At 33.7% G+C, this 25,862-nt stretch carries 24 protein-coding genes, 2 pseudogenes and 1 riboswitch; of the genes and pseudogenes, 19 read left to right on the forward strand and 7 right to left on the reverse strand.

The features are described 5' to 3' along the window. Positions 1–209 precede the first annotated feature (209 nt). From SSP_RS02740 to SSP_RS02750, 3 genes are all read left to right on the forward strand, one after another. Complete coding sequence (locus SSP_RS02740; RefSeq protein ID WP_011302512.1) at positions 210–1,109, forward strand: ABC transporter ATP-binding protein; 900 nt, start codon at positions 210–212, stop codon at positions 1,107–1,109. Then, positions 1,102–2,340, forward strand: coding sequence for an ABC transporter permease (locus SSP_RS02745; RefSeq protein WP_011302513.1), 1,239 nt, complete (start codon positions 1,102–1,104; stop codon positions 2,338–2,340). Before SSP_RS02740 ends, SSP_RS02745 begins: the two co-directional genes overlap by 8 nt. Positions 2,341–2,939: 599 nt before the next feature. Continuing rightward, the gene (locus tag SSP_RS02750) at positions 2,940–3,956 is read left to right on the forward strand and encodes an aldose epimerase family protein (RefSeq protein ID WP_041784773.1); all 1,017 of its coding nucleotides are present in this window, start codon (positions 2,940–2,942) and stop codon (positions 3,954–3,956) included. A 134-nt stretch (positions 3,957–4,090) separates the two neighbouring features. Here the strand turns inward: SSP_RS02750 and SSP_RS02755 are convergent, their stop codons facing one another. Continuing rightward, positions 4,091–4,747 (reverse strand): MOSC domain-containing protein, encoded by a 657-nt coding sequence (locus SSP_RS02755; RefSeq protein WP_011302515.1) that lies wholly within the window; start codon positions 4,745–4,747, stop codon positions 4,091–4,093. 159 nt (positions 4,748–4,906) lie between these two features. On the opposite strand from SSP_RS02755, the gene SSP_RS02760 reads away from it, so the two are divergent. Next, positions 4,907–5,608: a ribose 5-phosphate isomerase A gene (locus tag SSP_RS02760; protein WP_041784774.1), complete on the forward strand. Its 702-nt coding sequence runs from the start codon at positions 4,907–4,909 to the stop codon at positions 5,606–5,608. A gap of 183 nt (positions 5,609–5,791) precedes the next feature. Here SSP_RS02760 and SSP_RS02765 read toward each other — a convergent pair whose 3' ends face one another. Next, positions 5,792–7,207 carry a CPBP family intramembrane glutamic endopeptidase gene (locus tag SSP_RS02765; protein WP_011302517.1) on the reverse strand — a complete coding sequence of 472 codons (1,416 nt, stop codon included), beginning with the start codon at positions 7,205–7,207 and terminating at the stop codon, positions 5,792–5,794. Between the two features lie 255 nt (positions 7,208–7,462). Here SSP_RS02765 and hutG point away from each other — a divergent pair. Beyond that, positions 7,463–8,391: pseudogene (gene hutG / locus SSP_RS02770) on the forward strand (formimidoylglutamase). On the opposite strand, the gene SSP_RS02775 reads toward hutG, so the two are convergent. Next, the gene (locus SSP_RS02775; RefSeq protein ID WP_011302519.1) at positions 8,381–9,256 is read right to left on the reverse strand and encodes a LysR family transcriptional regulator; all 876 of its coding nucleotides are present in this window, start codon (positions 9,254–9,256) and stop codon (positions 8,381–8,383) included. The pseudogene hutG and the gene SSP_RS02775 sit on opposite strands and share 11 nt — an antisense overlap. 227 nt (positions 9,257–9,483) lie before the next feature. Between SSP_RS02775 and hutU the strand changes: the two genes are divergently transcribed. The 10 genes and pseudogenes from hutU to SSP_RS02825 form a co-directional block, all read left to right on the forward strand. After that, a complete protein-coding gene (gene hutU / locus SSP_RS02780) occupies positions 9,484–11,145 on the forward strand; it encodes a urocanate hydratase (protein ID WP_011302520.1) in 1,662 nt (553 codons plus the stop codon). After that, positions 11,145–12,383 carry an imidazolonepropionase gene (hutI, locus tag SSP_RS02785; RefSeq protein WP_011302521.1) on the forward strand — a complete coding sequence of 413 codons (1,239 nt, stop codon included), beginning with the start codon at positions 11,145–11,147 and terminating at the stop codon, positions 12,381–12,383. Before hutU ends, hutI begins: the two co-directional genes overlap by 1 nt. A gap of 118 nt (positions 12,384–12,501) precedes the next feature. Continuing rightward, positions 12,502–13,680 carry a SulP family inorganic anion transporter gene (locus SSP_RS02790; RefSeq protein ID WP_011302522.1) on the forward strand — a complete coding sequence of 393 codons (1,179 nt, stop codon included), beginning with the start codon at positions 12,502–12,504 and terminating at the stop codon, positions 13,678–13,680. Beyond that, positions 13,680–14,804 (forward strand): amidohydrolase, encoded by a 1,125-nt coding sequence (locus SSP_RS02795; RefSeq protein WP_011302523.1) that lies wholly within the window; start codon positions 13,680–13,682, stop codon positions 14,802–14,804. Before SSP_RS02790 ends, SSP_RS02795 begins: the two co-directional genes overlap by 1 nt. 81 nt (positions 14,805–14,885) lie before the next feature. Further along, a complete protein-coding gene (locus SSP_RS02800) occupies positions 14,886–15,767 on the forward strand; it encodes an SDR family oxidoreductase (RefSeq protein ID WP_002482530.1) in 882 nt (293 codons plus the stop codon). Positions 15,768–15,970: 203 nt separating this feature from the next. Then, positions 15,971–16,582 (forward strand): flavin reductase family protein, encoded by a 612-nt coding sequence (locus SSP_RS02805; RefSeq protein WP_041784775.1) that lies wholly within the window; start codon positions 15,971–15,973, stop codon positions 16,580–16,582. Positions 16,583–16,712: 130 nt separating this feature from the next. After that, positions 16,713–16,813, forward strand: a riboswitch (SAM riboswitch). A 115-nt stretch (positions 16,814–16,928) separates the two neighbouring features. Beyond that, on the forward strand, positions 16,929–18,221 hold the full coding sequence (locus tag SSP_RS02810) for a Na+/H+ antiporter NhaC family protein (RefSeq protein WP_041784777.1): 1,293 nt from the start codon (positions 16,929–16,931) through the stop codon (positions 18,219–18,221). 363 nt (positions 18,222–18,584) lie between these two features. Next, entirely contained in the window at positions 18,585–19,091 is a 507-nt protein-coding gene (locus SSP_RS02815; protein WP_011302526.1) for an SRPBCC family protein, read from the forward strand. 122 nt (positions 19,092–19,213) lie between these two features. Next, the gene (locus SSP_RS13365) at positions 19,214–19,468 is read left to right on the forward strand and encodes a helix-turn-helix domain-containing protein (RefSeq protein WP_011302527.1); all 255 of its coding nucleotides are present in this window, start codon (positions 19,214–19,216) and stop codon (positions 19,466–19,468) included. Beyond that, positions 19,387–19,629: pseudogene (locus SSP_RS02825) on the forward strand (IS3 family transposase); the annotation flags it as partial. The gene SSP_RS13365 and the pseudogene SSP_RS02825, both read left to right, overlap by 82 nt. A 60-nt stretch (positions 19,630–19,689) precedes the next feature. Here SSP_RS02825 and SSP_RS02830 read toward each other — a convergent pair. Next, the gene (locus tag SSP_RS02830; RefSeq protein WP_011302529.1) at positions 19,690–20,457 is read right to left on the reverse strand and encodes a MurR/RpiR family transcriptional regulator; all 768 of its coding nucleotides are present in this window, start codon (positions 20,455–20,457) and stop codon (positions 19,690–19,692) included. A 214-nt stretch (positions 20,458–20,671) separates the two neighbouring features. Here SSP_RS02830 and SSP_RS02835 point away from each other — a divergent pair, with 214 nt between their 5' ends. Continuing rightward, entirely contained in the window at positions 20,672–22,258 is a 1,587-nt protein-coding gene (locus SSP_RS02835) for an alpha-glucoside-specific PTS transporter subunit IIBC (protein ID WP_011302530.1), read from the forward strand. A gap of 261 nt (positions 22,259–22,519) precedes the next feature. Here SSP_RS02835 and SSP_RS02840 read toward each other — a convergent pair whose 3' ends face one another. After that, a complete protein-coding gene (locus tag SSP_RS02840) occupies positions 22,520–23,050 on the reverse strand; it encodes a hypothetical protein (protein WP_011302531.1) in 531 nt (176 codons plus the stop codon). 258 nt (positions 23,051–23,308) lie between these two features. Here SSP_RS02840 and SSP_RS02845 point away from each other — a divergent pair, with 258 nt between their 5' ends. The 3 genes from SSP_RS02845 to SSP_RS02855 all read left to right on the forward strand — a co-directional run bounded on the left by SSP_RS02845 (position 23,309) and on the right by SSP_RS02855 (position 25,250). Continuing rightward, positions 23,309–24,223, forward strand: a complete 915-nt coding sequence (locus tag SSP_RS02845; RefSeq protein WP_011302532.1) for a bile acid:sodium symporter family protein — start codon at positions 23,309–23,311, stop codon at positions 24,221–24,223. A 186-nt stretch (positions 24,224–24,409) separates the two neighbouring features. Further along, complete coding sequence (locus SSP_RS02850) at positions 24,410–25,054, forward strand: HAD family hydrolase (RefSeq protein ID WP_011302533.1); 645 nt, start codon at positions 24,410–24,412, stop codon at positions 25,052–25,054. Positions 25,055–25,058: 4 nt separating this feature from the next. Further along, positions 25,059–25,250 carry a hypothetical protein gene (locus tag SSP_RS02855; protein WP_011302534.1) on the forward strand — a complete coding sequence of 64 codons (192 nt, stop codon included), beginning with the start codon at positions 25,059–25,061 and terminating at the stop codon, positions 25,248–25,250. A 47-nt stretch (positions 25,251–25,297) separates the two neighbouring features. Here the strand turns inward: SSP_RS02855 and SSP_RS02860 are convergent, their stop codons facing one another. Both SSP_RS02860 and SSP_RS02865 read right to left on the reverse strand, forming a co-directional pair. Then, a complete protein-coding gene (locus SSP_RS02860; protein WP_002482540.1) occupies positions 25,298–25,483 on the reverse strand; it encodes a hypothetical protein in 186 nt (61 codons plus the stop codon). Beyond that, entirely contained in the window at positions 25,480–25,839 is a 360-nt protein-coding gene (locus SSP_RS02865; RefSeq protein WP_002482541.1) for a hypothetical protein, read from the reverse strand. The genes SSP_RS02860 and SSP_RS02865 overlap by 4 nt, the downstream gene beginning before the upstream one ends. Positions 25,840–25,862 lie beyond the last annotated feature (23 nt).

Below are 25,862 nucleotides of genomic sequence, written 5' to 3' on the forward strand. Positions count from 1 at the left end.
AGTTTGTGGAATAAGCCTAGAGACTTCATTTATCTTTATGATAGTGCTTACATATTATAATGTAAAGTTAAGATCATTGTGATATTGGATTATTGAGAAATACAGTCTTATTAATATAAATATGTGTGATTTATTTAAAAATGTATATTTCAAAAGACAAATGGTATCATCAGAGTAGAGGATTTATATAAGAAGGGTGGCGAAATCGTATGTCATTAATAATTGACCATGTAACAAAAAAGTATAAAAATTTTACTGCTGTAAACGATATGTCACTTTCCTTAGAAAAAGGAAAGATGCTAGGATTTTTAGGAAGAAATGGCGCTGGGAAAACAACCACATTTAGAATGATATTAGGATTGACACCCATTACAAAGGGAAGCATCACATATAATGATAAAGTAATCGATCGCTCGTTATATAATCGTATTGGTTATTTACCAGAAGAACGTGGCTTACATCCTAAGATGAAAGTAGAAGACGAATTACGTTATTTAGCTACATTAAAAGGCATGGCATCTAAAGATATTACAAAAGCAATTGATTACTGGTTAAAACGATTTGATATTACAGAAAATAGAGAAAAGAAAATCGAATCACTTTCTAAAGGGAATCAACAGAAAATTCAATTACTAGCAAGTATGCTACATGATCCTGAGTTGCTTATTCTTGATGAACCATTTAGTGGTTTGGATCCAGTGAATGTTGAATTGCTAAAGTCGGCGGTTCAAGACTTAAACAATGCAGGTACGACAATTATATATAGCTCTCATAGAATGGAACATGTTGAGGAACTATGCGATAACGTATGTATTTTAAATAAGGGAGAGCTTGTTGTATCGGGTCCAATTGATGAAGTGAAAACGAATCATGGCAACAAACGTGTAGTCATTGAAACAGATCACGAAATGCCAGAAATTGATAAAGTAGATGGCGTCCTAGAGGTAGACAGAAATAAGAGAGAGATTAAAGTAATGATAGAGACAGAATCCGTCGCAGAACAAATTTATGACATAGTGAAACAATATGGCTTTGTGAAACGATTCCAGGTAGTAGAACCTTCACTAAATGAAATATTTATAGACAAAGTAGGTGACGTTAATGGATAAATTTTTAGCAACATTTTCACTGACGTACAAGAACAAAGTCAAGACGAAATCATTTATGATTTTTACTGGATTGGTTATTGTCTTAATGCTCTTAGCATCTAATATGAATAAGATTATTGATTTGTTTGATGATGGTCCTGATAAAGTCGGTGTTGTTTCATCTGACAATGAAATTTATAAAGTAATAAAAAGTCAAGGTGATCAACTGGACGAGGGGGCTACATTTAAAAAAGTTTCAGAGAAGCAAGCTAAAACGCAAGTTCAAAACGAAAAATTAGATAAAGCATACATTATCAAAATGACAGATGATAATAAACTTTCTGGAAAAATTTTAAGTAAAGATACAGTTTCAGAACAACAAAAACAAAAATTAAAAGCTTCTTTATCAACAATTCAAACACAACTCGTCGCAGCGAACTTGAATTTGTCCCAAGGGGAACTGAAACAATTGCAATCACAAAGTAAAGTTACGTCAGAAGTCATTGCTGATAAAGCAAGCAATTCAAATTTAAGTGAAGCGCAAAAAGGCTTTAACACAATAATGGTATACGCAGGACTGATGTTGATATTCTTTATTGTCTTTAATTATGCAAGTCAAGTAGCGATGGAAATTGCTACAGAAAAAACGTCACGCGTTATCGAAATGATTATTACGAGTGTGAGTCCAGTCACACATATTTTAGCTAAGATTTCCGGTGTGATTGCTGTGGCATTTACACAGATTATCATATTTGTAGCGGCAGGCTTAATATGTTTCTTCGTATTTGATATAAGTGATATGTTGAAAGGATTTAAAATTGAACCAAACGAGTTAACGATGCAAATATCTATTGTAGGTATCGTTTCACTAATTATTGGTATCCTTTCATATATTATATTAGCAGCTATTTTGGGATCCATTACGGCACGTATTGAAGATATCAACCAAGCGTTGATGCCGATGACACTATTCAGTATGATTGCATTTTATATCTCGTTATTCAGTGTGATGAATCCAGATACAATGCTTACAAAAATCACTAGTTTTATCCCGCTATTGTCTCCGTTCGTAATGTTTGTACGTTCAGCGTCACCTGATGTTGCAGTTTGGGAGATTGTTGTGAGTGTTATTTTATCCATTATTACCATTTTTATTTTATTATGGATTGCTGTAAGAAGTTACAAAAATACGATTTTGAGTTTTGATAAAGGCTTTATGAATGCAATGAAACGTATTTTTAAAAGAAGTTAAACGCATGAATACCTAATAGAGTGAGATAGAAAATTATTTTTTCTAAGCAAATGGCGTTGCGTGATCTCTAGATAACATGACTAGATTGTGAAATGGGCTGAGGCATGATAGACGTCTTAGCTCGTTTTTTTGTTATTAATTCATATAATTATTGATTGGAAGATGATGAATTTGTTGGGAATTAGGTAAAAATAGAAAAATGTATAACAATTTTCTATATAGTTTGATAGAATTTATGATTAGTATAGATAAATATTTGAATAAATTGTTACAATATAAGTGAGTAATATGAAGATATAAAAAATGATTGAATGTATTCAAATGTTACATAATTATTTTTAATTAAACATCTAAGCATATTTTATGATTGAGGGACCATAAATATATGTTTTAGAGATCATTTGTGTGCACCAATTCAGTGTTTTAATGATGAAATTATGATTATCTTATATTCGTAAACGAAATCTATATTAGATAATTGCCTTCATACTTGTTCAAAACCCCTTGAATCAAGTATAACGAAGGCGACATTTATGATTGAATTTTATTCATGGAAAAACCTATTATTAAAGTGTAGGTTTGAAAGGGAGTCATTAATGATGTTTGCAAAAGTAGAAAGTCAAAGCAATGGTATCGATTTGATTAAAATTGATAATGAAGAAACAAAAATTGTTTTTACAAATTATGGTGCGAGAATTGTATCGTGGAAATACGACGATAATAATATTGTACTGGGTAATGTCGTTGAAGCAGATGAGTTTTATGAATCGAATCCTTATAATTTTGGTGCAACCGTAGGTCGATATGGCGGAAGAATTGCAAATGCAACATTTGAGTTAGATAGTAAAAAATATGAGTTAGATGCCAATAATGGTGTACATAATATTCATGGTGGACCCAATGGTATAGACAAACGTTTCTTTGATTATAAAATTGAAGAACAAGTCGGACAAGTGAAGGTTATTTTTACTACTACAATTCAAAGTGCAGATGATCACTTTCCAGGTGATATTGATTTAGAAGTGATTCACACTTATAATGTCGACCATAAGTGGACGATAGAATATAAAGCGAAATCAACTGAAAAAACATTGTTTAATCCGATGAATCATGTATATTTTAACTTGAACAGAGACAACAATGTGATTGATAATCACAGCATTTCAAGTTCAAAATTGGATATGTATTTATTAGGGGAAGACAATATCGTGAAAAGTATGGAACCTTTAAGTTTGGTAAATACCTTCCAAGAACAAAATATCCAGTTCAAAGATATTTTTGATAGTGAAGACGCAATTGTTAAAGAACAAATGCAACGCTTTGGTGGTATTGATCATCCATTTGATATTGGTGGTAATGAAATGACTGTGGAAAATAAACATTTTATATTAAAAGTAAACACAGATATGCCAAACATTGTCATTTACACATTTAATGATACAACTGGTTGGAATAGTGATTTTAATATTTATAAAGCGCACTCAGGTTTTACACTAGAAACGCAATGTATTCCAAACGATATTAATTTATTAGGCGATCAAGCACCATCCATTTTAGAAGCTAATGAGCCTTTTTACTCTAAAACGTCATATAAAATTTCTGAAAAGCAACTATAAAAATGAACGAGTCAATACTTATGACACCATTTGGGAGAGTGGTTAATCATTAAGTATAGACTATATGAAAGGCGGGTATCTTAAATGAGATACCCGCCTTTCATTTCATTTTAATTTAATTACAGCAAACGCTATTATTTTTGAGCACGTTTTAAGAAGCGTTCAAATTTGCTAATCCTGTCGCTTGTTAAATATGGATTTTTTAAAACATAGGTTAAGCGATTAATATTTTTATTATCATTGTAATAGATGTCATTGAGCTCATACACAGAAAGACGTGTTGATGCATCCGCAGATTTGATAAGTTTTAAATGATCGGAGTCGTGTACGTAGCCTTCTTGTAACACACGAAAATAGAAGCCAGTTTTACAAGAAGATGACATTCTCTTAATCAAATCAGGGATTTTATACTTTTCTTGTATTTTCCAACAAGGTTCTCTGATTTCTGAAACTTCTAAAATAGCTTCACCAAGCTGGAATTGATCACCAAAATAGACATGCGCTTCATCTAAATCAGTTGCTGTTAAATTTTCACCAAACATCGCATAGGGTGGTAACGCTGGTAGGTCATGTTTCCAAAGTTCATAATTTTTCTTACTGTACAGGCAAACGGCTTTATTTGGCCCGCCATGTCCTTTATATTCTTGTTCATCTTCAGCAAATCCAGTATGTGTAAGCCACATTTTTCCTGAATATTTTTCTTTATTTAATGCAGAACGCATAGGTCTTTTGGTACTATATGGTAAATCTTGTATTTTGCCAGTAGAAATGGCTTCTAATTTATAAATCATATTTTTGTACCTCCAACAATAGATTGATTATTATTTTAAAACAATGTGTTAATTATGCAAGTATATGTATAAATTTATTTTGAAAATCAGTTTTCTGTCTAGGTATTTTAATAAATCTCATGTACAATAAAGATAAAAGTACAGTATAAAAGGGGAAGCATGATGGATAAGAAACAGTTAAAAATGAGTACATTTAATGATGCATTAGACCAGATTAAAGATGGTATGATTGTTGGTATTGGCTCTGGATCAACGATTGAATTGCTTGTCCCAAAAATAGCAGAGAAACTGGAACAAGAACAAATAAAAATCACAGGTGTCTGTACCTCTAATAAAACGGCATTTATAGCCAAAGAGTTAGGTATCCATATCATTGATGTGAATGATGTGGATCATATCGATATTGCAATAGATGGCGCAGATGAAATTGATAACGACTTAAACTTAATTAAAGGCGGTGGAGGCGCGCTATTTAGAGAAAAAGTAATAGATGCCATGGCCGAAAGATTTGTTGTCTTAGCTGACGATAGTAAATGTGTAGACTATCTTGGACAAACGTTTAAGTTGCCTGTTGAAGTGGACAAATTTAATTGGTTACTTGTAGCTAAACGAATTAAAGCATATGATGAATTAAAAGTAACACGTAGAATGGTTGATGATGTGCCATTTATTACAGATAACGGTAATTATATCTTAGATGTTGTATTAAATGAAGGTATCAACGCAGCAGGTATGCATGAATTTTTGATTCACCTTATCGGTGTACTAGAAACAGGTTATTTTTTAAATGTTGCAGACCAAGCCATTATTGGTACAACGAATGGAGTAAAGATTAAAAATAAAGCATCATTGATAGATTAAAAAAGACATTGTGCTTATTCATTCGAGCACAATGTCTTTTTGTATCGTTTGAAAATATCATATCGCTACATGCTACAGTAATTAAACAAAAAACAAATACTAAAGCTATCAGTCATGAAACATAGCTTAGCATTGGTTTTTAAAATTCATAAAATCAGTTGAATCATTTTATATTGAGTATGATTAGCTACGGTGTCCACGTTTACTTTTCAAATCAAAAGGTGAGCGTTCGTAATCAGCATTAGATGAATCAGCTGTATCTAAAGGTTGATTATCTTGTTGCGTTACATCGTCACTTTCTGAACTCAAATGTCTTGAAGATTCATCACTTTCTTCATCGATTGTTGTACGTGCATCAGATACGACAGATGACTGTCGATTTGAAGTATAGCGAGAATTTACTTTCACTTCATCTTGGTCTGATTCTGGATGTGCCTTCTCAGTAGATGCTTCTACTGCACTATTCGCACGTGAATCTGAGTGTTTAGCGTCCACTTTCGTTGAATCATTTGATGAGGGACTTGGTGTATTCTCTGAGATTATATTCGCTCGACTGTCGTCCTCATGTGCAGTATCTTCTGTCGAATTGTATTGATTATCTTGGTCTGATGCATTTGATTCGTGATGACGATCAGTTGGATCTTCCTTATCTTGAACTTCTGAAGATGTCTCAGCTGTAGCGGCATTTACATTCGCTGAATGATGCGTTTCGTCGGTTTCTGACACGTTATATTCATCACCAACATCAGTAAGATCTTCATCGGTGTCATTAACGTGATCAAGATAATTATTTTCCTCTACTTCGTCTAAATTACGTTTTGTAAAGAAATAAAGGATTGTACGAATAATTAAACTAATTAAAATATAAAGTATAGCAACGGCTGCAGTTGATAAGGCGATGACTTTCATAGCAAATACTTCGCCTAATTCTTCATTAAATAAGAATACAAGTCCAAATGACATTGCGAAATGGAATAAAGTTGCAATGTATATTGTACGGCCTTTCGTTGCACGTATTAATTCCCCAATAATCATTGAAAAAGCAAATGAATATAGGAAACTATATATTGCAAAGTCAAAACTAAAGGCGATGTTTACATTCCATATTGCATACATAAAACCAACAATAATAGACGCGAAGAACGTGTTCATCTTAGTTTCAACAATATGTTGTAGATAAGAACGGAAACCGAGTTCTACTAAAAAAGCCATGACAATTTGTCCTATAATAATAGATGAAATTGAAACAGATAAATCTTTTGTTTGTAAAAGAACAAAACTATCAGAAAAAATATTAAAGCATACCATAGCTATAATAAAAATAATTAATGGTAAAATAAGCGCTAAAATTGCACGCTCAATCACTTTTAAGCTAATAGTCAATTTTAAACTAGCTAATTGAGTACCTCTGTGTGAAAATATAGCAATACAGATAAAAGCTGCTATGAATGGTGCAAGTGTACTCATATCAAAGACGAAATCTTTAAATGGAACGGAACTCTGTAAATCTTTAAGTATAATAGGTAATGCATAAGCAACAATAAAGAAGATAAAAATCATCATTGCCCATTGAAAACCTGGTATACGTTTTGTATTCATTTATGTAACCTCCAATAGGGTTCAAAAAAATCATTTGTACCTAATTATACATATTTATGAGATAGAAATAAATTAAATTCCCGATTTATCATTGAAATGTAATAGTTTGAGTTAATCTAACATGAAATTGAAATATTTATTACGAATTTTTAAATTTATAATGATGCGAATTGGGTAAATATTATTATAAATTGAATTGAGGAAAATGTAAGCGTATACTTTTAAATGACCGTAAGTATTTAAAGGAGGAGAATTATGTATAAATTAGCACAACGTGATCTTTGGACTGGAAGAATTGATAGTGAAACAGATGAATCACAATTTAGGCACTTTCAAACTATAAATTTTCGCAATATTGAAGATGATGACAATGAATCACGTCATGGTGTAGGTATACTAGGGTACGCGGTAGATAAAGGTGTTGAATTGAATAAAGGGCGTATTGGTGCAAAAGAAGGCCCGAATGCAATTAAAAAAACGTTTGCCAATTTACCAGTTATTAGACAATGTAATGTAATGACTATGGCAACGTTGAACACAATCATGATAGATTAGAAGAAACGCAACAAGAATTTGCGCATTACGTTGCCAAATCTATAAAAAAACATAATCAAACATTCTTACTTGGTGGTGGTCACGATATTGCATATGCACAATATCTAGGCACGAGAGAGGCATATCCTGACGCTTCTATTGGTGTCATTAATATTGATGCACACTTTGATACACGAGAAGAATCAGGTTCAACATCTGGCACGAGTTTTAGACAAATACTAGAAGAAGATGAAAACACAGATTATCTTGTATTAGGTATACAACAGGGTGGCAATACTCGAGCACTTTTTGACTATGCAGAAACTAAAGGCATCGGTTATGTTTATTCAGAAGAATTGCTTCACCAAATTTCTCCTCCAATCAAAGATAAGGTGGAACGTTTTGTACATGATCATGATGTCATCATGTTTACAATATGTATGGATGTTATTGACAGCGCGTTTGCACCAGGTGTGAGTGCTAATGGTGTGCTTGGATTATCACCACACATCGTACTTGAATTAGCTAAACGCATCATTCCGAATGAAAAAGTCCCAACAATTAGCATTGCTGAAACAAATCCTAAGTATGATGTAGATAACAGAACTGCAAAATTATCAGCTAATTTCTTATATCATTTTATTCTTTAAAATTCCAATAGTTAACACATTGTTCGATGAAAGAAAGCACACGTGATGAGTGCTTTCTTTTTTTTAGGTAGTTAATATATATAGAACGACCTAACTTAGGTTGAATATCTAAGACATCTAAATCCTTAGCATTAAATGATTGATAATAAACTCTAGGTATCACAGCATATCCCAAACCTCTATGCACAAAGTTCGTGGCAGCTTCAAATCGATCCGCTTCAATAATGATATTAGGATGCAAGTTCATACGGTTAAAGTAGTCATCTAGATGTTTACGAACTTGGGATCCTTTGGTTGGCAATATTAATGGCAAGGATGCAATAGAAGTAGTATGTGAATGTGGAAAAGCATTTTTAGGAGTGATCAACACATAGGACTCCTCATAGAGCGGTATAGATTCAATATCATCATGCTTCATTTGTTCGTTAGTGAAAGCAACATGATTCTCAAAGTTAACGAGCAATTCAAAAATTTTATTTTGATCATGAATTTCAGATACAAGGTAAGTTTGATCTGGAAATTGTTTAGCATGTGTCGATAATACTTGAGAAAGCCATTGGTTTGTCGATTCTAAAATAGATATTTTAATTTTAGGTACATGTCCCATATTGAGATCGTACATTTTTTCGATAGTTTGATGATATTGATGTATCAGTTGTCGTGCGTAATTGTAAAAATGAATGCCTTTTTCAGTAATTTTAATATCTTTAGTCGTACGCATAAATAGATCATAACCTAGATCAGCTTCCATTTTTTTAATTGTTGTCGTCAGAGAAGGTTGACTAATATGTAAAAAGTTAGCGGCTTTAGTAAAGCTATTATATTTAACAACAGCAACAAAGTATTCTAATTGTATGATTTTCATAAGGAAAGCTCCTTTAATTAGTTATTTATAGTTTAAAGCTATCAATAATTAGTTTATTTATATTGGTAGTCTATATAATAACACATTATACTGGTTCATATAGAGAAAGGTGTGCTTTTGTGTAAGTATCGTGCTTACATTGCTTATTACCATACCATTTGTACTATGGTTTTTTTAGTTATTGTTAAACAAAGGATATGTTTATTAAAAACAAGGAGTGATTTTTCATGAGAAAAATAGAAGCAAAAAGAGGGTTAGACATTGAATGTAAAGGTTGGGAACAAGAAGCGGTACTGAGAATGTTATATAACAACCTTGACCCGGAAGTAGCTGAACGCCCTGAAGACTTAGTTGTTTATGGAGGTATAGGTAAAGCTGCACGTAATTGGGAAGCATTTGAAGCCATTGAAGATACATTACGTTCATTAGAAGCAGATGAAACAATGTTAGTGCAGTCTGGTAAACCCGTTGCTGTATTTAAAACACATGAAGAAGCGCCACGTGTATTAATATCTAATTCAGTATTAGTTCCAGAATGGGCAAATTGGGATCATTTCAATGAATTAGATAAAAAAGGTTTAATGATGTATGGTCAAATGACAGCTGGTAGTTGGATCTATATTGGTTCACAAGGTATTGTTCAAGGTACTTATGAAACATTTGGAGAACTTGCGAATCAACATTTTAATGGCAAATTAAATGGCACGGTCACTTTGACAGCTGGTCTAGGCGGTATGGGTGGTGCGCAACCACTAGCCGTTACAATGAACGGTGGCGTTGTTATCGGCGTAGACGTCGATGAAACACGCATAGATAAACGTATTGAGACGCGTTATTGTGACGTTAAAACACACGACTTAGACGAAGCGTTACGTTTAGCTGATGAAGCTCGTGAAAAGGGTGAACCATTATCAATTGGTTTAGTCGGTAATGCGGTTGACACACATAAAGCAATCTTAGATAAAGGTTTTAAAATTGATATTGTGACAGACCAAACAAGTGCACATGATCCGCTAAATGGTTATGTACCTCAAGGGTATTCATTAGAAGAAGCGAAAGCAATACGCCAAAAAGATCCGAAACAATATGTTAAAGAAGCACAAACTTCTATGAGAAAACATGTAGAACTCATGCTTGAATTTCAAAAAAATGGTGCTGTTGCATTTGATTATGGTAATAATATCAGACAGGTTGCATTTAATGATGGATTAGAAAATGCATTTGATTTCCCTGGATTTGTGCCTGCTTATATTCGTCCATTGTTCTGTGAAGGTAAAGGCCCATTCCGTTTTGCAGCATTAAGTGGAAATCCGAAAGATATTGAGCGTGCAGATGAAGAAATGAGAAAGATTTTCCCAGATAATGAAAAATTAATTCGTTGGTTAGATTTAGCGCAAGAAAAAATCGCCTTCCAAGGTTTACCGTCACGTATTGCGTGGTTAGGTTATGAAGAGCGTGCGAAAATGGGCTTAGCATTGAATAAATTAGTAAGAGATGGTGAAATTTCTGCACCAATTGTCATTGGTCGTGATCATCTTGATTCTGGTTCTGTCGCTAGTCCAAACCGTGAAACTGAAGGTATGAAAGATGGTTCTGATGCTGTTGGCGATTGGGCAATCTTAAACGCATTAATTAATACAGCAGCAGGCGGTTCATGGATTTCATTCCACCATGGCGGCGGCGTTGGTATGGGTTACTCTTTACATGCAGGTATGGTTGTTGTAGCAGATGGATCAGAACGTGCTGATAGAAGATTAGGACGTGTATTAACGACAGATCCGGGTATGGGTGTTGTGAGACATGCGGATGCTGGATATGAATCTGCGATTAAAGTTGCAAAAGAAAAAGGTATCAAAATCCCAATGATTACAGGTAAAGGAGACAAATAATGAACGATTTAATTATTCAAAACATTAAAGAACTAATTTTACCAAAATCTACTGAACGTCCATTAAAAGGAAAAGAGTTAGGCGAACTTAACATTACTGAAAATGGAACGGTTGTCGTTAAAAACGGCAAAATTGTCTACGCAGGAGAGCACTCAGATGCCTATGAAGCAACTGAAACAATTGATGCAACAGATAAAGTGGTTTCACCAGCTTTGGTTGAAGCACATACACATCTTGTTCATGGTGGTTCACGTGAACATGAAATGTCACTTAAAAGACAAGGTGTTTCTTATTTAGAAATTCTTGAACAAGGTGGCGGCATTTTATCTACAGTTGAAGCTACACGTAAAGCTACTGAAGAAGCATTATTTAAAAAGGCAGAAAAGAATTTGTTGACGATGATGGAACATGGCGTTTTAGCTGTTGAGAGTAAAAGTGGCTATGGTCTAGATAAAGAAAATGAACTAAAACAATTACGTGTATCTAATCGTTTGGCTGAAAAATATAACTTAGACATGAAACACACATTCCTTGGTCCGCATGCCGTACCTAAAGATGCTGAGTCTAATCAAGATTTTCTTCAAGAGATGATTGATTTATTACCAGAAGTTAAGGCGTATGCTGATTTTGCAGATATATTCTGTGAAACTGGTGTGTTTACGGTTGAAGAATCGAAAAAATATATGGAAGCGGCAAAAGCATTAGGTTTTGATGTGAAAATCCATGCAGATGAAATTGATCCATTGGGGGGGTTAGAGTTAGCTATCGACGAAAATGCAATCTCTGCAGATCATCTTGTAGCATCAAGTACAGAAGGTAAAGAAAAACTAAAAAATAGTGACACTGTCGCGGTGTTATTGCCTGGTACGACTTTCTATTTAGGCAAGGAATCTTATGCAGATGCGCGAGGTATGTTAGACAATGATGGCGCAATCGCGATTGCGACAGATTTTAACCCAGGTAGTTGTGTCACAAACAACTTACAACTTGTGATGTCGATTGCTGCCTTGAAATTGAAATTATCTCCAAATGAAATTTGGAACGCAGTGACTGTTAATGCGGCTAAAGCCATTGACATTGATGCTGGTACCATTAATCAAGGAGATAAAGCTAATATTGTTATTTGGGATGCGCCTAACCATGAATATATTCCATATCACTATGGTATTAACCACGCTGAAAAAGTCATTAAAGATGGTAAAGTGTTGATTGATAATCGTATCAAATTAGAACAATAATTTGAATAGTTAAAGCTGAGTCAAATTGACTTGGCTTTTTTTGTATTATTTTAGGCAGAGTTGATTAAATATTTCGACAATTATGATACCATATGGTTAAAGCAATTTGGAGGTGACAATGAATGTGCGTCACATAAGTTATTTTAATCAGTGGCACGGGGCATTAGTCACCAATATGCTTGCAGGTGTTTTGTTGGCACTCGCGTTACTACCCGGTGCAATTGCTTTTTCCTTTATTGCAGGTGTAAGTCCAACCATAGGTATGCTAAGTACTGGACTTATGATGTTAGTTATAAGTTTGACCGGCAATCGAACATTAATGGTGTCAGCACCAAGTAGTGGTGTTTCTTTAGTTGTCGCACCGCTTATGTCTAGCCACGGTATGCCCGCTGTAATATTGGCTACGTTAATTATGGGAATAATACAAATTTTGATGGGTATTTGCCGAATCAATAAATTATTAGATTATATTCCCACAGGTGTTGTTATAGGTTTTATGAATGCATTAGGTGTATTGTTATTTACATCGCAACTAAAAAATATACTAAATATTTCAAATGCGACCTATGTCATAGCGGTGGCATCTTTTTTAATTATTTGGTTAGCACAAAGATATATCAGATTTATGCCGGCACCATTGATTGCGATTATTATTTTAACGATATGTGCATGGTGGCTTAAACCAGATATTGTCTATGTACACCATTTAGCATCATTGCATATTCATGTACCGATGCTGTCATTTCCAGATGCAATGTATGATATGCATATCGTTGGTATTTCAAGCATGTATGGAGTGACAATGGCAATTGTTGCTGTTGTACAAACGACATTAACAGCGCGGATGATGGATGCAGTTACTGCCACTAAAAGTGATAAAAATAAAGAAACGATAGGGCAAGGTGTTGCCAATACAATTGTCGCTTTATTTGGTGGCTATGGTGGTAGCGCACTTGTGGGTCAATCGCGATTTAATGCAACGATGGGAGCTACATCGAGGGTATCAACATTGATCACGGGTGCTTTTTTACTCATTAGCTTATTCGTTTTTGGAGATATTATCGGTCAAATACCAATGGCAGTGCTAGCAACTGTATTAATAACGATTTCCCTTAATACATTTGATAGGAGAACGATTTCATTTATTAAGGTATCTCCAATAAAGCATGGGGCGATCGTTGTACTTACAATGTTGATTATTTTAAGTACGAATAACCTAGCGGCCGGGGTTGTGCTTGTTAGTTTACTATACTATTTGATTCAAGGGTTTAATAAAAGGAAAGGACGTGACATATAATGCCACAATACGAAGACTACATAAATTGGAGAAGAACATTTCATCAATATCCAGAGCTATCAGATGCAGAATATGAAACAACAAAACGTATCAAACGCATCTTAGCATCATATGATATTAAAGTTTTAGATTTACCATTAGAAACAGGACTAGTTGCAGAGGTTGGACAAGGTGATCAATTCGTTGCAGTTAGAACAGATATTGATGCACTACCAATAGATGAGCAAGTGAAACATGAATTCACTTCGACCAATGAAGGTGCGATGCATGCATGTGGACATGATATTCACATGGCTAGTGTGCTAGGGGTCGCAGTGAGATTAAAAGAAATAGAAAATCAACTCAACGGACGCGTGCGCATTATTTTTCAAGCTGCAGAAGAATTGGGCTATGGCGCAGTGAAAGTTGCTAATACAGGTGCAATTGACGGTGCGAAAGCCGTGTTAAGTTATCATAATTATCCAACGTTAGATATTGGAGAATTTGCGGTTAAATCGGGGGTTATCACATCTTCTGTAGACCGTTTCGAATTTAAAATTAAAGGTAAAGGTGCGCATGCTGCTAAACCAGAACAAGGTAAAGACCCAATGATTGTATTGGGACAGTTGATTAATAGTGTTCAGTCTATTGTGAGTAGAAATTTATCAGCATTTGATAATGCAGTTGTTACAATTGGAGAAGTATCATGTGGGAATACATGGAATGTTATTGCAGACGAAGCCTATGTGCAAGGTACTGTGAGAAGTTTTGATGAAGATAAACGTGTACTGATTGAAGAAAGATTAAGAGCCATTGGAAGCGGACTTGCTGAAGTATTTGGCGTAGACATTGAAACGTCTTATCACCGCTTGCCCGGTGCTGTGGTTAATGATGAGCAATTAACAAATGATGCAATAGCAATTGCCAAAGAAGTTGGATACAATGTCAGTGTTATGGATAAACCGTTGACGATTGGCGAAGATTTTTCTGGTTTTTCTAATAAGTATCCAAGTGTATTTGTCTTTATTGGTTCTAATAGTGAATATGATTTGCATCATCCAAAATATGACCCAGATGAACGTATTTTAGAAAAAGTACCTGACTATTTTGTTACTTTTGTACAAAAATTATTGAATGAAAATTAAGGCAATATACTTAAATTATGTATTAGACAATAGAAATGTTGGGTATTTAATAACTAGTTCATAATTTAAGGAGTGTTCATAATGGCAGGTCAAGATCCAAGAACTAAATTTTCAAATAAAGATTTTCCAAAACAAGAACAACCAGTTCCAGGTTTACAAAGTAAGTTAGATCCAAAGCCTGATTGCGGTGAAACATCCTATACTGGTTATGGTCGTTTAAATGATTATAAAATGTTAGTTACTGGTGGAGACTCAGCTATAGGCAGAGCAGCAGCTATTGCTTACGCTAAGGAAGGCGCTGATGTAGCAATTAATTATCTTCCAGCAGAACAACAAGATGCAGAAGAAGTACAACAAGTCATTGAAGCAGCAGGAAGAAAAGCTGTCTTAATTCCAGGTGACATTAGAGATGAACAATTTAATTACGATTTAGTTGAAACAGCTTACAACGAACTTGGCGGGTTAGACAATGTAACCATCGTCGCCGGTCATCAACAATATAGAGAAAGCATAAAAGGTTTTGACACAGCTTCGTTTTCAGAAACATTTGAGACGAATGTTTATCCAATATTTTGGACAGTTCAAAAAGCAGTAGATTATTTACAAGCTGGTGCAACCATTACGCTGACCTCTTCAGTTCAAGGTTACAATCCAAGCCCAATTTTACATGATTATGCTGCTTCAAAAGCTGCGATTATTTCATTAACGAAAAGTCTATCCGAAGAACTCGGTGCGAAAGGCATTCGTGTGAATTGTGTTGCGCCAGGACCATTTTGGTCACCATTACAAATTTCTGGCGGTCAACCGCAATCTAAAATTCCGAGCTTTGGACAAAAGGAAGTCTTGGGCAGAGCAGGTCAACCTGTAGAATTATCAGGCACATATGTACACTTGGCAGCTGAAGAATCCAGTTATACAACAGGTCAAGTATATGGTGTGACAGGTGGTACTCAGTTAGACTAGGTTATATGAAACGTCACAGCTAATGTGGAGATGATTCAATCACATTAAAGTTGTATCATCTAAACCCTGTGACTTCTAGATTGATAAGCGAATATTACAATGAGTCATATAGCCGACGTTATATGGGCGAGATTGAGAAATCAAATTCAATGTTTGGTTTCTGTCTCGCTTTTTTATTATTTTTAAAAGGAGTATAAATGTGGATGAAACAATATAACGCAAACACATTAACGAAACAACAGAATTATAAATTATTAAGTGGTAGTGTTATTCCAAGACCAGTTGCATTTGTGACAACACAGGATAAAGATGGGAATTTAAATGCTGCACCGTTCAGTTTTTTTAATGTTGTATGCAGCGCACCTCCTATGATTATGATTTCTACTGCACGTTCACAAGGAAAGCGCAAAGATACATCGTTAAATATTGAAGAAACAGGCTCATTTGTAGTTCATATTACAGATGAAATGACTGTAGAACAAAAAAATAAAACGGCTGCACCTATAGACAGAACACTAAATGAATTAGAAAGAACGCAGTTGACATGTGTGAAATCAGAAGTCGTGCCTGTACCAGGTGTGGAACAAGCCAAAATTCGAATGGAATGCAAACTAAATCAAATCGTTACATTAGGCGATGCTCAAGAAGGATCAGATTTAATCATTGGTGAGGTTGTGATGTATCACATTGATGAGGCAGTTTACTTTGATGATAGTAAAATAGATGCACAAGCATTAGCGCCTGTGGCACGTTTAGCTGGAAATGATTATGCAGCATTAGGACAATCATTTACGATTAATCGACCAACAGAGTAATTTATAAATGATAAGACTGAAGTCATTAGCTCATCAGCTAATTGTTAAGATTTGTTAAAGTTTAAGCAAGAATTTAAAACAGTAATTGACGAAACTAATTTAATATTGTACTGTGAAAAATAAATTAAATAACTTATCAAGAGAAGTGGAGGGACTGGCCTGTGGATACTTCGGCAACATGATTATGCGTGTGCCAATTCCAGTAGCATCATTTATGCTAGAAGATAAGAATAAATGTACAAAGTTTACTCTTTCTTCAATTGGAAAGAGTTTTTTATTTGAGTAAGTTTATTTAATGGTAGAAAAATTGATGTTCTGTTTGAACTTAAAGGAAAGTTGGTTTTGTATGGAGGAGACAAAGAAAGGTAATGCATGGGCACTGATACCTTTAATTATTTTTGTGGGTATGTTTTTAGGTGTTGGTATCATTACCGGCGATTTCACTACAATGCCCCTAAATGTTGCGATACTAGTAGCGACAATTGTGGGACTTGTATTAAATAGAAAAGAATCATTTCAAAAGAAAGTTGAAATTTTTACTAAGGGTGCAGGACATTCCAATATTATACTAATGATGCTCATTTTCTTATTAGCAGGAGCGTTTTCGCAAACAACTGAAGATATGGGTGGCGTAAAATCTACAGTGAATTTGGGACTATCTTTGATTCCTGAGAATTTAATCATTGTAGGTTTATTCGTGATATGTATGTTCGTGTCACTTTCTATGGGTACATCCGTGGGCACTGTAGCAGCTATAGCGCCTGTTGGCTTTGGACTAAGCCAACAGGCGGATGTCTCTGCAGCCATCACTATGGCGACGGTCGTAGGTGGGGCGATGTTTGGTGATAATTTATCAATGATTTCAGATACAACGATAGCTGCGGTAAGAACTCAAAAAACAAAAATGAGTGATAAGTTTAAGGTGAATATCAAAATCGTGTTACCTGGTGCCATATTTACTGTCATTGTACTTTGGTTTTTAACAAATGGAGCACAAATTGATGCATCTAAGAGCTACGATTATGATCTTATAAAAGTAGTACCTTATTTATTTGTACTCATACTCGCATTATTCGGCGTCAACGTTATTATTGTACTTATTGGCGGTATTATACTTTCAGCAATTATAGGTTTATTTTATGGTACCTTTGATTGGATTGGGTTATTAAGCTCTATTTCTAAAGGGATTATTGGCATGGAGGATATTGCCATTATTGCACTATTAATTGGTGGTCTAGTGGCATTGATACAACACAATGGTGGTATTACATGGTTACTTAATTTTGTGCGTAATAGAGTGAAATCTAAGCGTGGCGCAGAACTAGGAATTGCTGGCTTAGTGAGTGTGGCCGATATTTCAACTGCTAATAATACGATTTCTATATTAATGGCAGGGCCATTAGCTAAAGACATTTCAGATGAATATGGTGTAGATCCGCGTAAATCAGCAAGTATTCTAGATATGTTTGCAAGCTGTTTCCAAGGACTATTACCGTATAGTCCACAGCTTATTGCAGCAGCAGGTGTGGCATCTATATCACCGTTTGAATTGGTACCGTATGCGATTTATCCGATGATATTAGGGATTTGTGGTCTGATTGCTATCGCCTTTAGATTGCCGAGATTGGACAAGAAATAAACCCTAACAATCATGTGAAGTGAATATTTCATATGTATGGATGATTAACAGTCGTCATGCAAAATTGTTAAGTTTAATATAAATTGAGAGAGTGCGGAATCTTATGTATCATTTGATTTCTGACTCTCTTTTTTAAGTATAGACTAACGGCGTAGTACACGATGCTTTATTAAGTTTAATCCTAATTGTTAAAGATTTAAGAATGCAAAATTTTGACGTTTACTGACTATTAACGATAAAATAAAGTTGTTGAAAGTTTGATAAAATCATACAAACCACTCATATTTCGCATGATTATAGTTTAGAAGTCTTGTATAATGCGTTAGAATAGAAATAAGAGTGAAAGTAGGTGAACAATCCATCGTGGCTAAATATAATGTAGAGAATGAAAATGTTGAGATACGTCTTGAACGATTATTTAAAGTTGAACCAGAATTGTTATATCAAGCGTGGACAGATGAACGTTTTCTTAAACAATGGTTTATGACAACAGAAAGAACAAATAAATCAATCCAAGTAGATGCTGAACAAAATGGAAACTATACGATTATTGATGTAAGAAAAGGCAAAGAAAATAAAATTCAAGGATCATATCGTACGTTAACGCCTTTTGAATATATTGTAATGACCATAGGTATGCCAGAGCTAAGTGATTCTGAAGATACGATAGAAGTTGAAATATTCGAAAGAGAACCTGGCATCACACAAATGATTTTCAATTATACTGCGTATGTTCCTAGAGAACGTAGACTTACAACATTAGAATATAAGCAAAAGAAAAAAGAATACCATGATTCTACTGCACATGGTTTTGAAATGTTATTTGATAAACTACAAATTGCATTAGAAACATTTGAAGCGGAATTATAATTATAAAAAACGACAAAATATCATTTTAATACAAATAAAAAAAGGACTTACAAGCATGCTAAATGAATGATGTGCACCCCAAAAGTTGGACTAAAAATCTAACTTTTAGGGGTGTATTTTTTATGGGCAAACATTACAAATATGAATTTAAATTAAAGGTAGTTCAAGAATATTTGAATAGTTTATTAGGTTATAGAGCATTAACAAAGAAATATGAAATATCGAATAAAAGTTTAATCGAAAGGTGGGTTACACAATATAAAGAATTTGGACCCGAAGGGTTAAGTAAACGATTGAAAATAAAGTGTTTCAAAGTATGTCAAGAAAGGGAAATTGTCTCGAAAATTCAGTTATGGAAAACTTTTTTGGATTATTGAAGCAAGAAATGTTTTATGGAGAAAAATTTGATCATTTTTATCAATTGGAGCTAGCTATTCAAAACTATATTATTTTTTATAATGATGAAAGAATTAAATCAAAATTCAAAGGCTTGTCTCCTAAAAATTTTAGGAAACAAACCTTTGAAATATTACACTAAACCAAAGTACAACTTTTGGGGTTCAGTACAAAATGAATTGATTGCTTGTAAGTCCTTTTTTTAGTGTGTGTTGAGTTCGCCTTTTTCTTGGCGTTCATTATATTTCCGTAGCAATGTTTCGAAAAAGATATGATAACTGATAAAGCTAGAGTAATCTATACCATCTACGAGATAAAACGTATTACTCGAAACATAGATATTATAATTTGCTTTTTGTGCTAGCGTGTTATCTTTCAATGTAGTTACTGAGAAAAAGTATTTTTGACGCAGTTGCAGTAAATTAGTGATATCTGAAAGTTGCGTTGTTTCTCCGGAAAGCGAAATGATAAAAAAGATATCTTTCGGTGTTGCTTTATTTAAGACCATTTTAAATTCATGAACATCATGTAGGACAATAATATTCTTATGAATTGTTAATAAAATCCGTTGTGCTTCTTGAGCAACATTCATCTGAGCTAAACCTGTACCGTATAGATAGACCGTTTCGGCTTGGTTAATTTTATCGGTAATCAGTTCATAATCAATGCGCTCTAAATAAGTGAACGTATTTTCAATTTCTTGTTTAAATCCTTCAATAGAGTCGGAAGGCAGCTGATGTGATTGTTCTGTTTCAAATTTTAAATAAGATTTAAAATCACTGTATCCGTCAAACCCAAGCTTACGTGTAAAACGATGGATCGTCGCATTGGATGCATGGGTACTCGCAGCTAATTCTTGTATTTTCATCGTTTTACATTGATTAATATGTGTATTAATAAAATGTGCTATATGTAAATCATTTTCGTTTAATTTATTAAAGTTATTATTGACGCGTTCATCTAAAAACAATGGTAATCACCTCACACTTAATGAAAATATTTTCAACTTTTGAAAATATAATCTGATTATACAAAATTATTCCAAATGACGTCAAACTATTGTTTTTATGTAAGCGTTTCCTTTAATATTAAGCATAAGCAATGAATACGATTGAATATAATAAAAAAGTATAGATGTTTAAAATTTTGAAAATTGAACTGATAGGAAATGAGGGAACACAGTTATGAACGCAATTAAAAGGTTTGGTAGTGCAATGATCGTACCTGTATTAATGTTTGCTTTCTTTGGTATTGTACTTGGGTTTGCAACACTATTTAAAAATCCATCAATTATGGGGAGTATTGCAGAAGAAGGAACGAATTGGTTTAAGATTTGGTCTGTGATTGAATCAGGTGGTTGGACGATATTTAATCACATGGAAATCGTCTTTGTAGTAGGTTTACCTTTATCATTAGCTAAGAAAGCACCGGGACACGCTGCCTTAGCTGCCTTAATGGGTTACTTAATGTTTAATACATTTATCAATGCAATACTTACGCAATGGCCACATACATTTGGCGCAAATTTGGAAAAAGGCGTTGAAAATGTAACAGGCCTTAAAGCGATTGCTGGTATAGAAACGCTCGATACAAACATATTAGGCGGTATTATCATCTCCAGTATCATAACTTGGATACATAATCGCTATTACAGTAAACGTCTTCCTGAAATGTTAGGGGTATTCCAAGGATTGACCTTTGTTGTTACGATTTCATTCTTTGTTATGTTGCCAGTTGCATTAATTACTTGTATTATTTGGCCAACTGTACAAGGAGGCATTTCATCATTACAAGGATTTATCATAGGTTCAGGTTATATTGGTGTATGGTTGTACCATTTCTTAGAGAGAGTGCTCATTCCAACTGGCCTACATCATTTCATTTATGCACCAATTGAAGTCGGCCCAGTAGTAGTTAATCACGGTTTGAAAGCCGAATGGTTCGAACATGTCAATGAGTTTGCTAAGAGTACGAAACCATTAAAAGAACAATTTCCTTATGGCTTTATGCTACAAGGTAATGGTAAAGTATTTGGTGCTATTGGTATTGCTTTAGCAATGTACTCTACGACACCTAAAGAGAATAAAAAGAAAATTGCAGCATTACTTATACCAGCAACATTAACTGCAGTCGTTGTAGGTATTACGGAACCATTAGAATTTACATTCTTATTTATTGCACCTTATTTATTTGTATTACATGCATTATTAGCTGCTACAATGGATACATTAATGTATGGATTTGGTCTTGTCGGTAATTTTGGCGGGGGACTTTTAGACTTCTTCGCAACAAACTGGATTCCTTTAGCACAAAACCATTGGCTAACATACGTATTCCAAATAATTATTGGTCTTGTATTTACAGCAATATATTACTTCTTATTTAGATTTTTAATTTTAAAATTCAATATTCCACTTCCTGGTCGTAAAAAAGATGAAGAAGATGTGAAATTGTATAGTAAACATGATTATAAAGATAAAAAAGGAGAAACAAAAACAACTGCATCTACTGGAAATGAGTATGAAGATAAAGCAATTTATTATTTAGAGGGCTTAGGTGGTAAGGAAAATATTAAAGATGTTACTAATTGTACGACACGTTTGAGATTGACTGTTAATGATCCAGAGAAAGTAGAAGATAGTGGGTATTTTACGCATAACCAAATGTCGCATGGATTAGTTAAGAGTGGTAAGAACGTACAAGTCGTTGTAGGTATGTCTGTGCCACAAGTAAGAGAGGCTTTTGAAAATATAGTGAATGAATCGCAGTAAAGTATAGTGGATTTTAGGGAGTGGGACAGAAATCAAATTTTCTAATAGAGATTTCGTGGTCCCACCCCGGCAAGGATGACTAGGATTGAAAATAGCTTGATATAAGCGCATTTTCACTTCAGTCATCTACTGCCTAAATGAAAAAGGGTCTGAGACATCTATTTTTGTCTCAGACTCTACTTAGTTATATTGGAATTAGTTCATGTCAACGCTATTTTAGGAAAAACGATATGTCATGCTTATTCCAAATTTATGTGAAGTTTATGAAATTCTTACTTTATGCATCAGTCTTGGTTGGTATACTGCTCCGAGTACATCTATATTATGTGTTGCAACTAAATATATTAATTTTGCAAATATAGAAGGTGAACATGAAACATTTATCTTGTTTCTATTGAAGGTATAAGAGATATAGTCAGTTTGATTGATTAAATTCATGATGTCGATGACTTTATCTTTTATAAATGCATCATGTAGACCATCTACGACTAATTCAAAACGTTTCGAGGATAATAATAAGTGATCTAATGCTAACAGTTCATCTGAATGTGCACTTTCTAGTATTTGATAGATGGCATAATTATGAAAACTTAAAAAGCTAATCAAATATGGTAGCTGTTGTTTCGGTAAATTTATCTCTAAAGCATATAAATTATTTTTCTTGAAAATAGTGAATTTAAAAGAATTACAAAAGTGAATTTGTTTTAAAAGTTTTGTTAAGTGCTTTCTCGTCGCGCGCTTACCAAGACCTTCAATATTTAACACAAACGTTTCAGTTTTATCTAAAAACATATTATACCCCCAATATCTATATAAAGTGTTTTATCGTTATTAATCATAATATTCTATTACACTTAAATTTTTACATATTTATATTTCTATTAGATTGTACCACTCTTTTTTACAGTAAGCACTAGGTCTATAGAATGAAGTTGAAAAAAATTTAAACACTAGTATTTAAAAAATTAGAATATTTAGAAAATTCAGTTGTTTGAGGGCTTAAAGTATGATACATTTTTCTTTGTTAATACATAGAGGGAAGTGTTTAAGATGTTATCAAAAGTTAGTAGATTTGCCACCAACACATTCTTAGTATGGATGTTAATTGCTGCAATTATTGGATTTATTTTTCCAGCACAGTTAGCTACATTGAGCGGATGGGTACCATATTTATTGGGTATTGTGATGTTGGGGATGGGGTTAACAATTGATCCCAAAGACTTTAAAATTGTATTTCAGTCGCCACGTTCAGTTATTATTGGCGTCATTTTACAATATACGATTATGCCATTAACGGCATTTTTAATAGCAAAATTATTTCATTTACCACCAGAAGTTGCAATTGGTGTTATATTAGTAGGCTGTTGTCCAGGAGGGACATCAAGTAACGTTATGAGTTACTTAGCTAATGCGAATGTTGCGCTATCAGTTGCCATCACAAGTGTTTCAACTTTACTTGCGCCAATTATGACACCAGCATTAATATATTTATTTGCGCATGAATGGCTACAAGTTTCATTCATGAGTATGTTTTGGTCAGTCATTCAAGTTATATTGATACCGATATTGATTGGTTTTATATTACAAAAGGTATTCAAAAATTTTGCGGCCAAATCTGCTACGGCATTGCCAATTGTATCTGTAGTTGCTATTTCATTAATTTTAGCATCAGTCGTTGGAGGGAGTAAATCACAGATTCTTGAAACTGGTTTATTAATCTTTGCTGTTGTTATCTTGCATAATATAGTAGGTTATACACTTGGTTATACGCTAGCACGTATATTTAAACTAGAGAGAGCAGACAAGAAAGCAGTATCTATTGAAGTTGGAATGCAAAATTCTGGTCTGGCAGTATCGTTAGCGACTGTGCATTTTAGTCCGCTAGCAGCTGTTCCGGGTGCAGTATTTAGTTTAGTACATAATATTACAGGACCAATTTTAGCAAAATACTGGAATAAACGTTAAAATCTTAATCAACAGTGGGTACACAAATGACACTACGACTTTAAGTAGTGAATTTAGGTACCCACTTTTTTTGGTGTGAAATTGATAAGATAAAGAAGATTAATTACACTTGAAATTATGATAAGCTATTACTAAATAGAAACGATTAAATTATTGAATTGTGAAGCAATTATTGGAGGCATATTCATGTATAAAGCAGTGGTATTTGATTTTGATGGTACGATGATTGATACAGAAAAACATCTATTTGAAATCATCAATAAACATTTAAAACAGCATAAGCAAAATGAAATTAGCTTAGACTATTATCGACAATCGATTGGTGGTGCTGCAACCGCATTACATAATTATTTAGAGGAAGTACTTGGTATTGACAATAAAAATAAAATTTATGAAGAGCATCATGAAACAAGTGTGGATTTACCGATTATTGAATCTGTACAAAAGTTAATGGATTATTGTAAACAACGCCATATACCAATGGCAATCGCAACAAGTAGTTATCGAGAAGATATTCTGCCAACATTTAAAAACTTAGGTTTAGATGCTTATATAGATATTATTGTAGGACGTGAGGATGTTGCAGCAATTAAACCGAATCCAGATCCATATTTAACAGCAGTGCAAAAACTAAATTACAATCCTACGAATTGTCTTGCGTTAGAAGACTCTGTTAATGGTGCCACGGCTGCTGTTACCGCAGGATTAGATGTCATTGTTAATACAAACGAGATGACAGAATTACAAGATTTTAATGAGGTTGCTTATATAGGAAAAGATTTATCTGCAGAAGAGATTATAAAATTATGTTTTGAAAATAATAGGGGTTAATACTATGAATGGTTATTTGATATTGTTTTTCTTAGGTGGACCTATCATATTAGCGATTGGTAATTTAGTACTAGGACCTATTTTTAATAAAAAGATACCGTTTCATATTCATTTCCGTTCGTTTATGGTGGGTACTTTAGTTTATTTATTAGGCGCAGCAGCACTTTATTATTTTGTCTTACAAAATCAATTTTGATATTAAAAAAGGCTGTCGTGTTAAAACACGGCAGCCATTTTATGTTTCTATGATAAAAATTTAAATAGAAGTGTTACGATAACAAGAATAAGTAGAATCGCATCGATTCCCACCATAATGGCAAAACGAGGATTCTTTTCACCTGTTTCTTTTGATTTTTTAACAGCTTTAAGGTTGGGTATCAAACTTACGATTAACAAAATCATAACAACGACGCCTAAGATAATACTCATGATTTGTCACCACCATTTTTATTTTTTGCAATAAATTCCCATACATAACCAGCAATAATCCCGAGAATTAAGCCAATGACAATACCTACTTTCAGAGCGGAGAATATCGCACTAATGAGTATTGCAATAAGTAATGCGATTGGAATGGTTATTCCAAATTTATATTTTCTTTCAGGTGAATTTACTATAGAGAAAAGCACAAAATATAAAATGCCAAAGACAACGATGACAAGTATACTTTTTAATATGAGTTGCCCAATGGAACTATCGGAACCACTAAAATAATTTAATACGAAAAATAACACACCAAAAATGATGGAAATCGTAATTGTACGTTTCAGTAAGTGTTGATTCATATAAAACTCCTTTGTAATCAAAT

This window comes from Staphylococcus saprophyticus subsp. saprophyticus ATCC 15305 = NCTC 7292, from assembly GCF_000010125.1.
Lineage (GTDB): Bacteria > Bacillota > Bacilli > Staphylococcales > Staphylococcaceae > Staphylococcus > Staphylococcus saprophyticus.

Excerpts from the sequence above, each read along its gene's own strand:
- SSP_RS02740 (WP_011302512.1), top strand. The coding sequence starts at position 210 with ATGTCATTAATAATTGACCATGTAACAAAAAAGTATAAAAATTTTACT.
- SSP_RS02745 (WP_011302513.1), top strand. The coding sequence starts at position 1,102 with ATGGATAAATTTTTAGCAACATTTTCACTGACGTACAAGAACAAAGTC.
- SSP_RS02750 (WP_041784773.1), top strand. The coding sequence starts at position 2,940 with ATGTTTGCAAAAGTAGAAAGTCAAAGCAATGGTATCGATTTGATTAAA.
- SSP_RS02755 (WP_011302515.1), bottom strand. The coding sequence starts at position 4,747 with ATGATTTATAAATTAGAAGCCATTTCTACTGGCAAAATACAAGATTTA.
- SSP_RS02760 (WP_041784774.1), top strand. The coding sequence starts at position 4,907 with ATGATGGATAAGAAACAGTTAAAAATGAGTACATTTAATGATGCATTA.
- SSP_RS02765 (WP_011302517.1), bottom strand. The coding sequence starts at position 7,207 with ATGAATACAAAACGTATACCAGGTTTTCAATGGGCAATGATGATTTTT.
- SSP_RS02775 (WP_011302519.1), bottom strand. The coding sequence starts at position 9,256 with ATGAAAATCATACAATTAGAATACTTTGTTGCTGTTGTTAAATATAAT.
- hutU (WP_011302520.1), top strand. The coding sequence starts at position 9,484 with ATGAGAAAAATAGAAGCAAAAAGAGGGTTAGACATTGAATGTAAAGGT.
- hutI (WP_011302521.1), top strand. The coding sequence starts at position 11,145 with ATGAACGATTTAATTATTCAAAACATTAAAGAACTAATTTTACCAAAA.
- SSP_RS02790 (WP_011302522.1), top strand. The coding sequence starts at position 12,502 with ATGAATGTGCGTCACATAAGTTATTTTAATCAGTGGCACGGGGCATTA.
- SSP_RS02795 (WP_011302523.1), top strand. The coding sequence starts at position 13,680 with ATGCCACAATACGAAGACTACATAAATTGGAGAAGAACATTTCATCAA.
- SSP_RS02800 (WP_002482530.1), top strand. The coding sequence starts at position 14,886 with ATGGCAGGTCAAGATCCAAGAACTAAATTTTCAAATAAAGATTTTCCA.
- SSP_RS02805 (WP_041784775.1), top strand. The coding sequence starts at position 15,971 with ATGAAACAATATAACGCAAACACATTAACGAAACAACAGAATTATAAA.
- SSP_RS02810 (WP_041784777.1), top strand. The coding sequence starts at position 16,929 with ATGGAGGAGACAAAGAAAGGTAATGCATGGGCACTGATACCTTTAATT.
- SSP_RS13365 (WP_011302527.1), top strand. The coding sequence starts at position 19,214 with ATGGGCAAACATTACAAATATGAATTTAAATTAAAGGTAGTTCAAGAA.
- SSP_RS02835 (WP_011302530.1), top strand. The coding sequence starts at position 20,672 with ATGAACGCAATTAAAAGGTTTGGTAGTGCAATGATCGTACCTGTATTA.
- SSP_RS02840 (WP_011302531.1), bottom strand. The coding sequence starts at position 23,050 with ATGTTTTTAGATAAAACTGAAACGTTTGTGTTAAATATTGAAGGTCTT.
- SSP_RS02845 (WP_011302532.1), top strand. The coding sequence starts at position 23,309 with ATGTTATCAAAAGTTAGTAGATTTGCCACCAACACATTCTTAGTATGG.
- SSP_RS02850 (WP_011302533.1), top strand. The coding sequence starts at position 24,410 with ATGTATAAAGCAGTGGTATTTGATTTTGATGGTACGATGATTGATACA.
- SSP_RS02855 (WP_011302534.1), top strand. The coding sequence starts at position 25,059 with ATGAATGGTTATTTGATATTGTTTTTCTTAGGTGGACCTATCATATTA.
- SSP_RS02860 (WP_002482540.1), bottom strand. The coding sequence starts at position 25,483 with ATGAGTATTATCTTAGGCGTCGTTGTTATGATTTTGTTAATCGTAAGT.
- SSP_RS02865 (WP_002482541.1), bottom strand. The coding sequence starts at position 25,839 with ATGAATCAACACTTACTGAAACGTACAATTACGATTTCCATCATTTTT.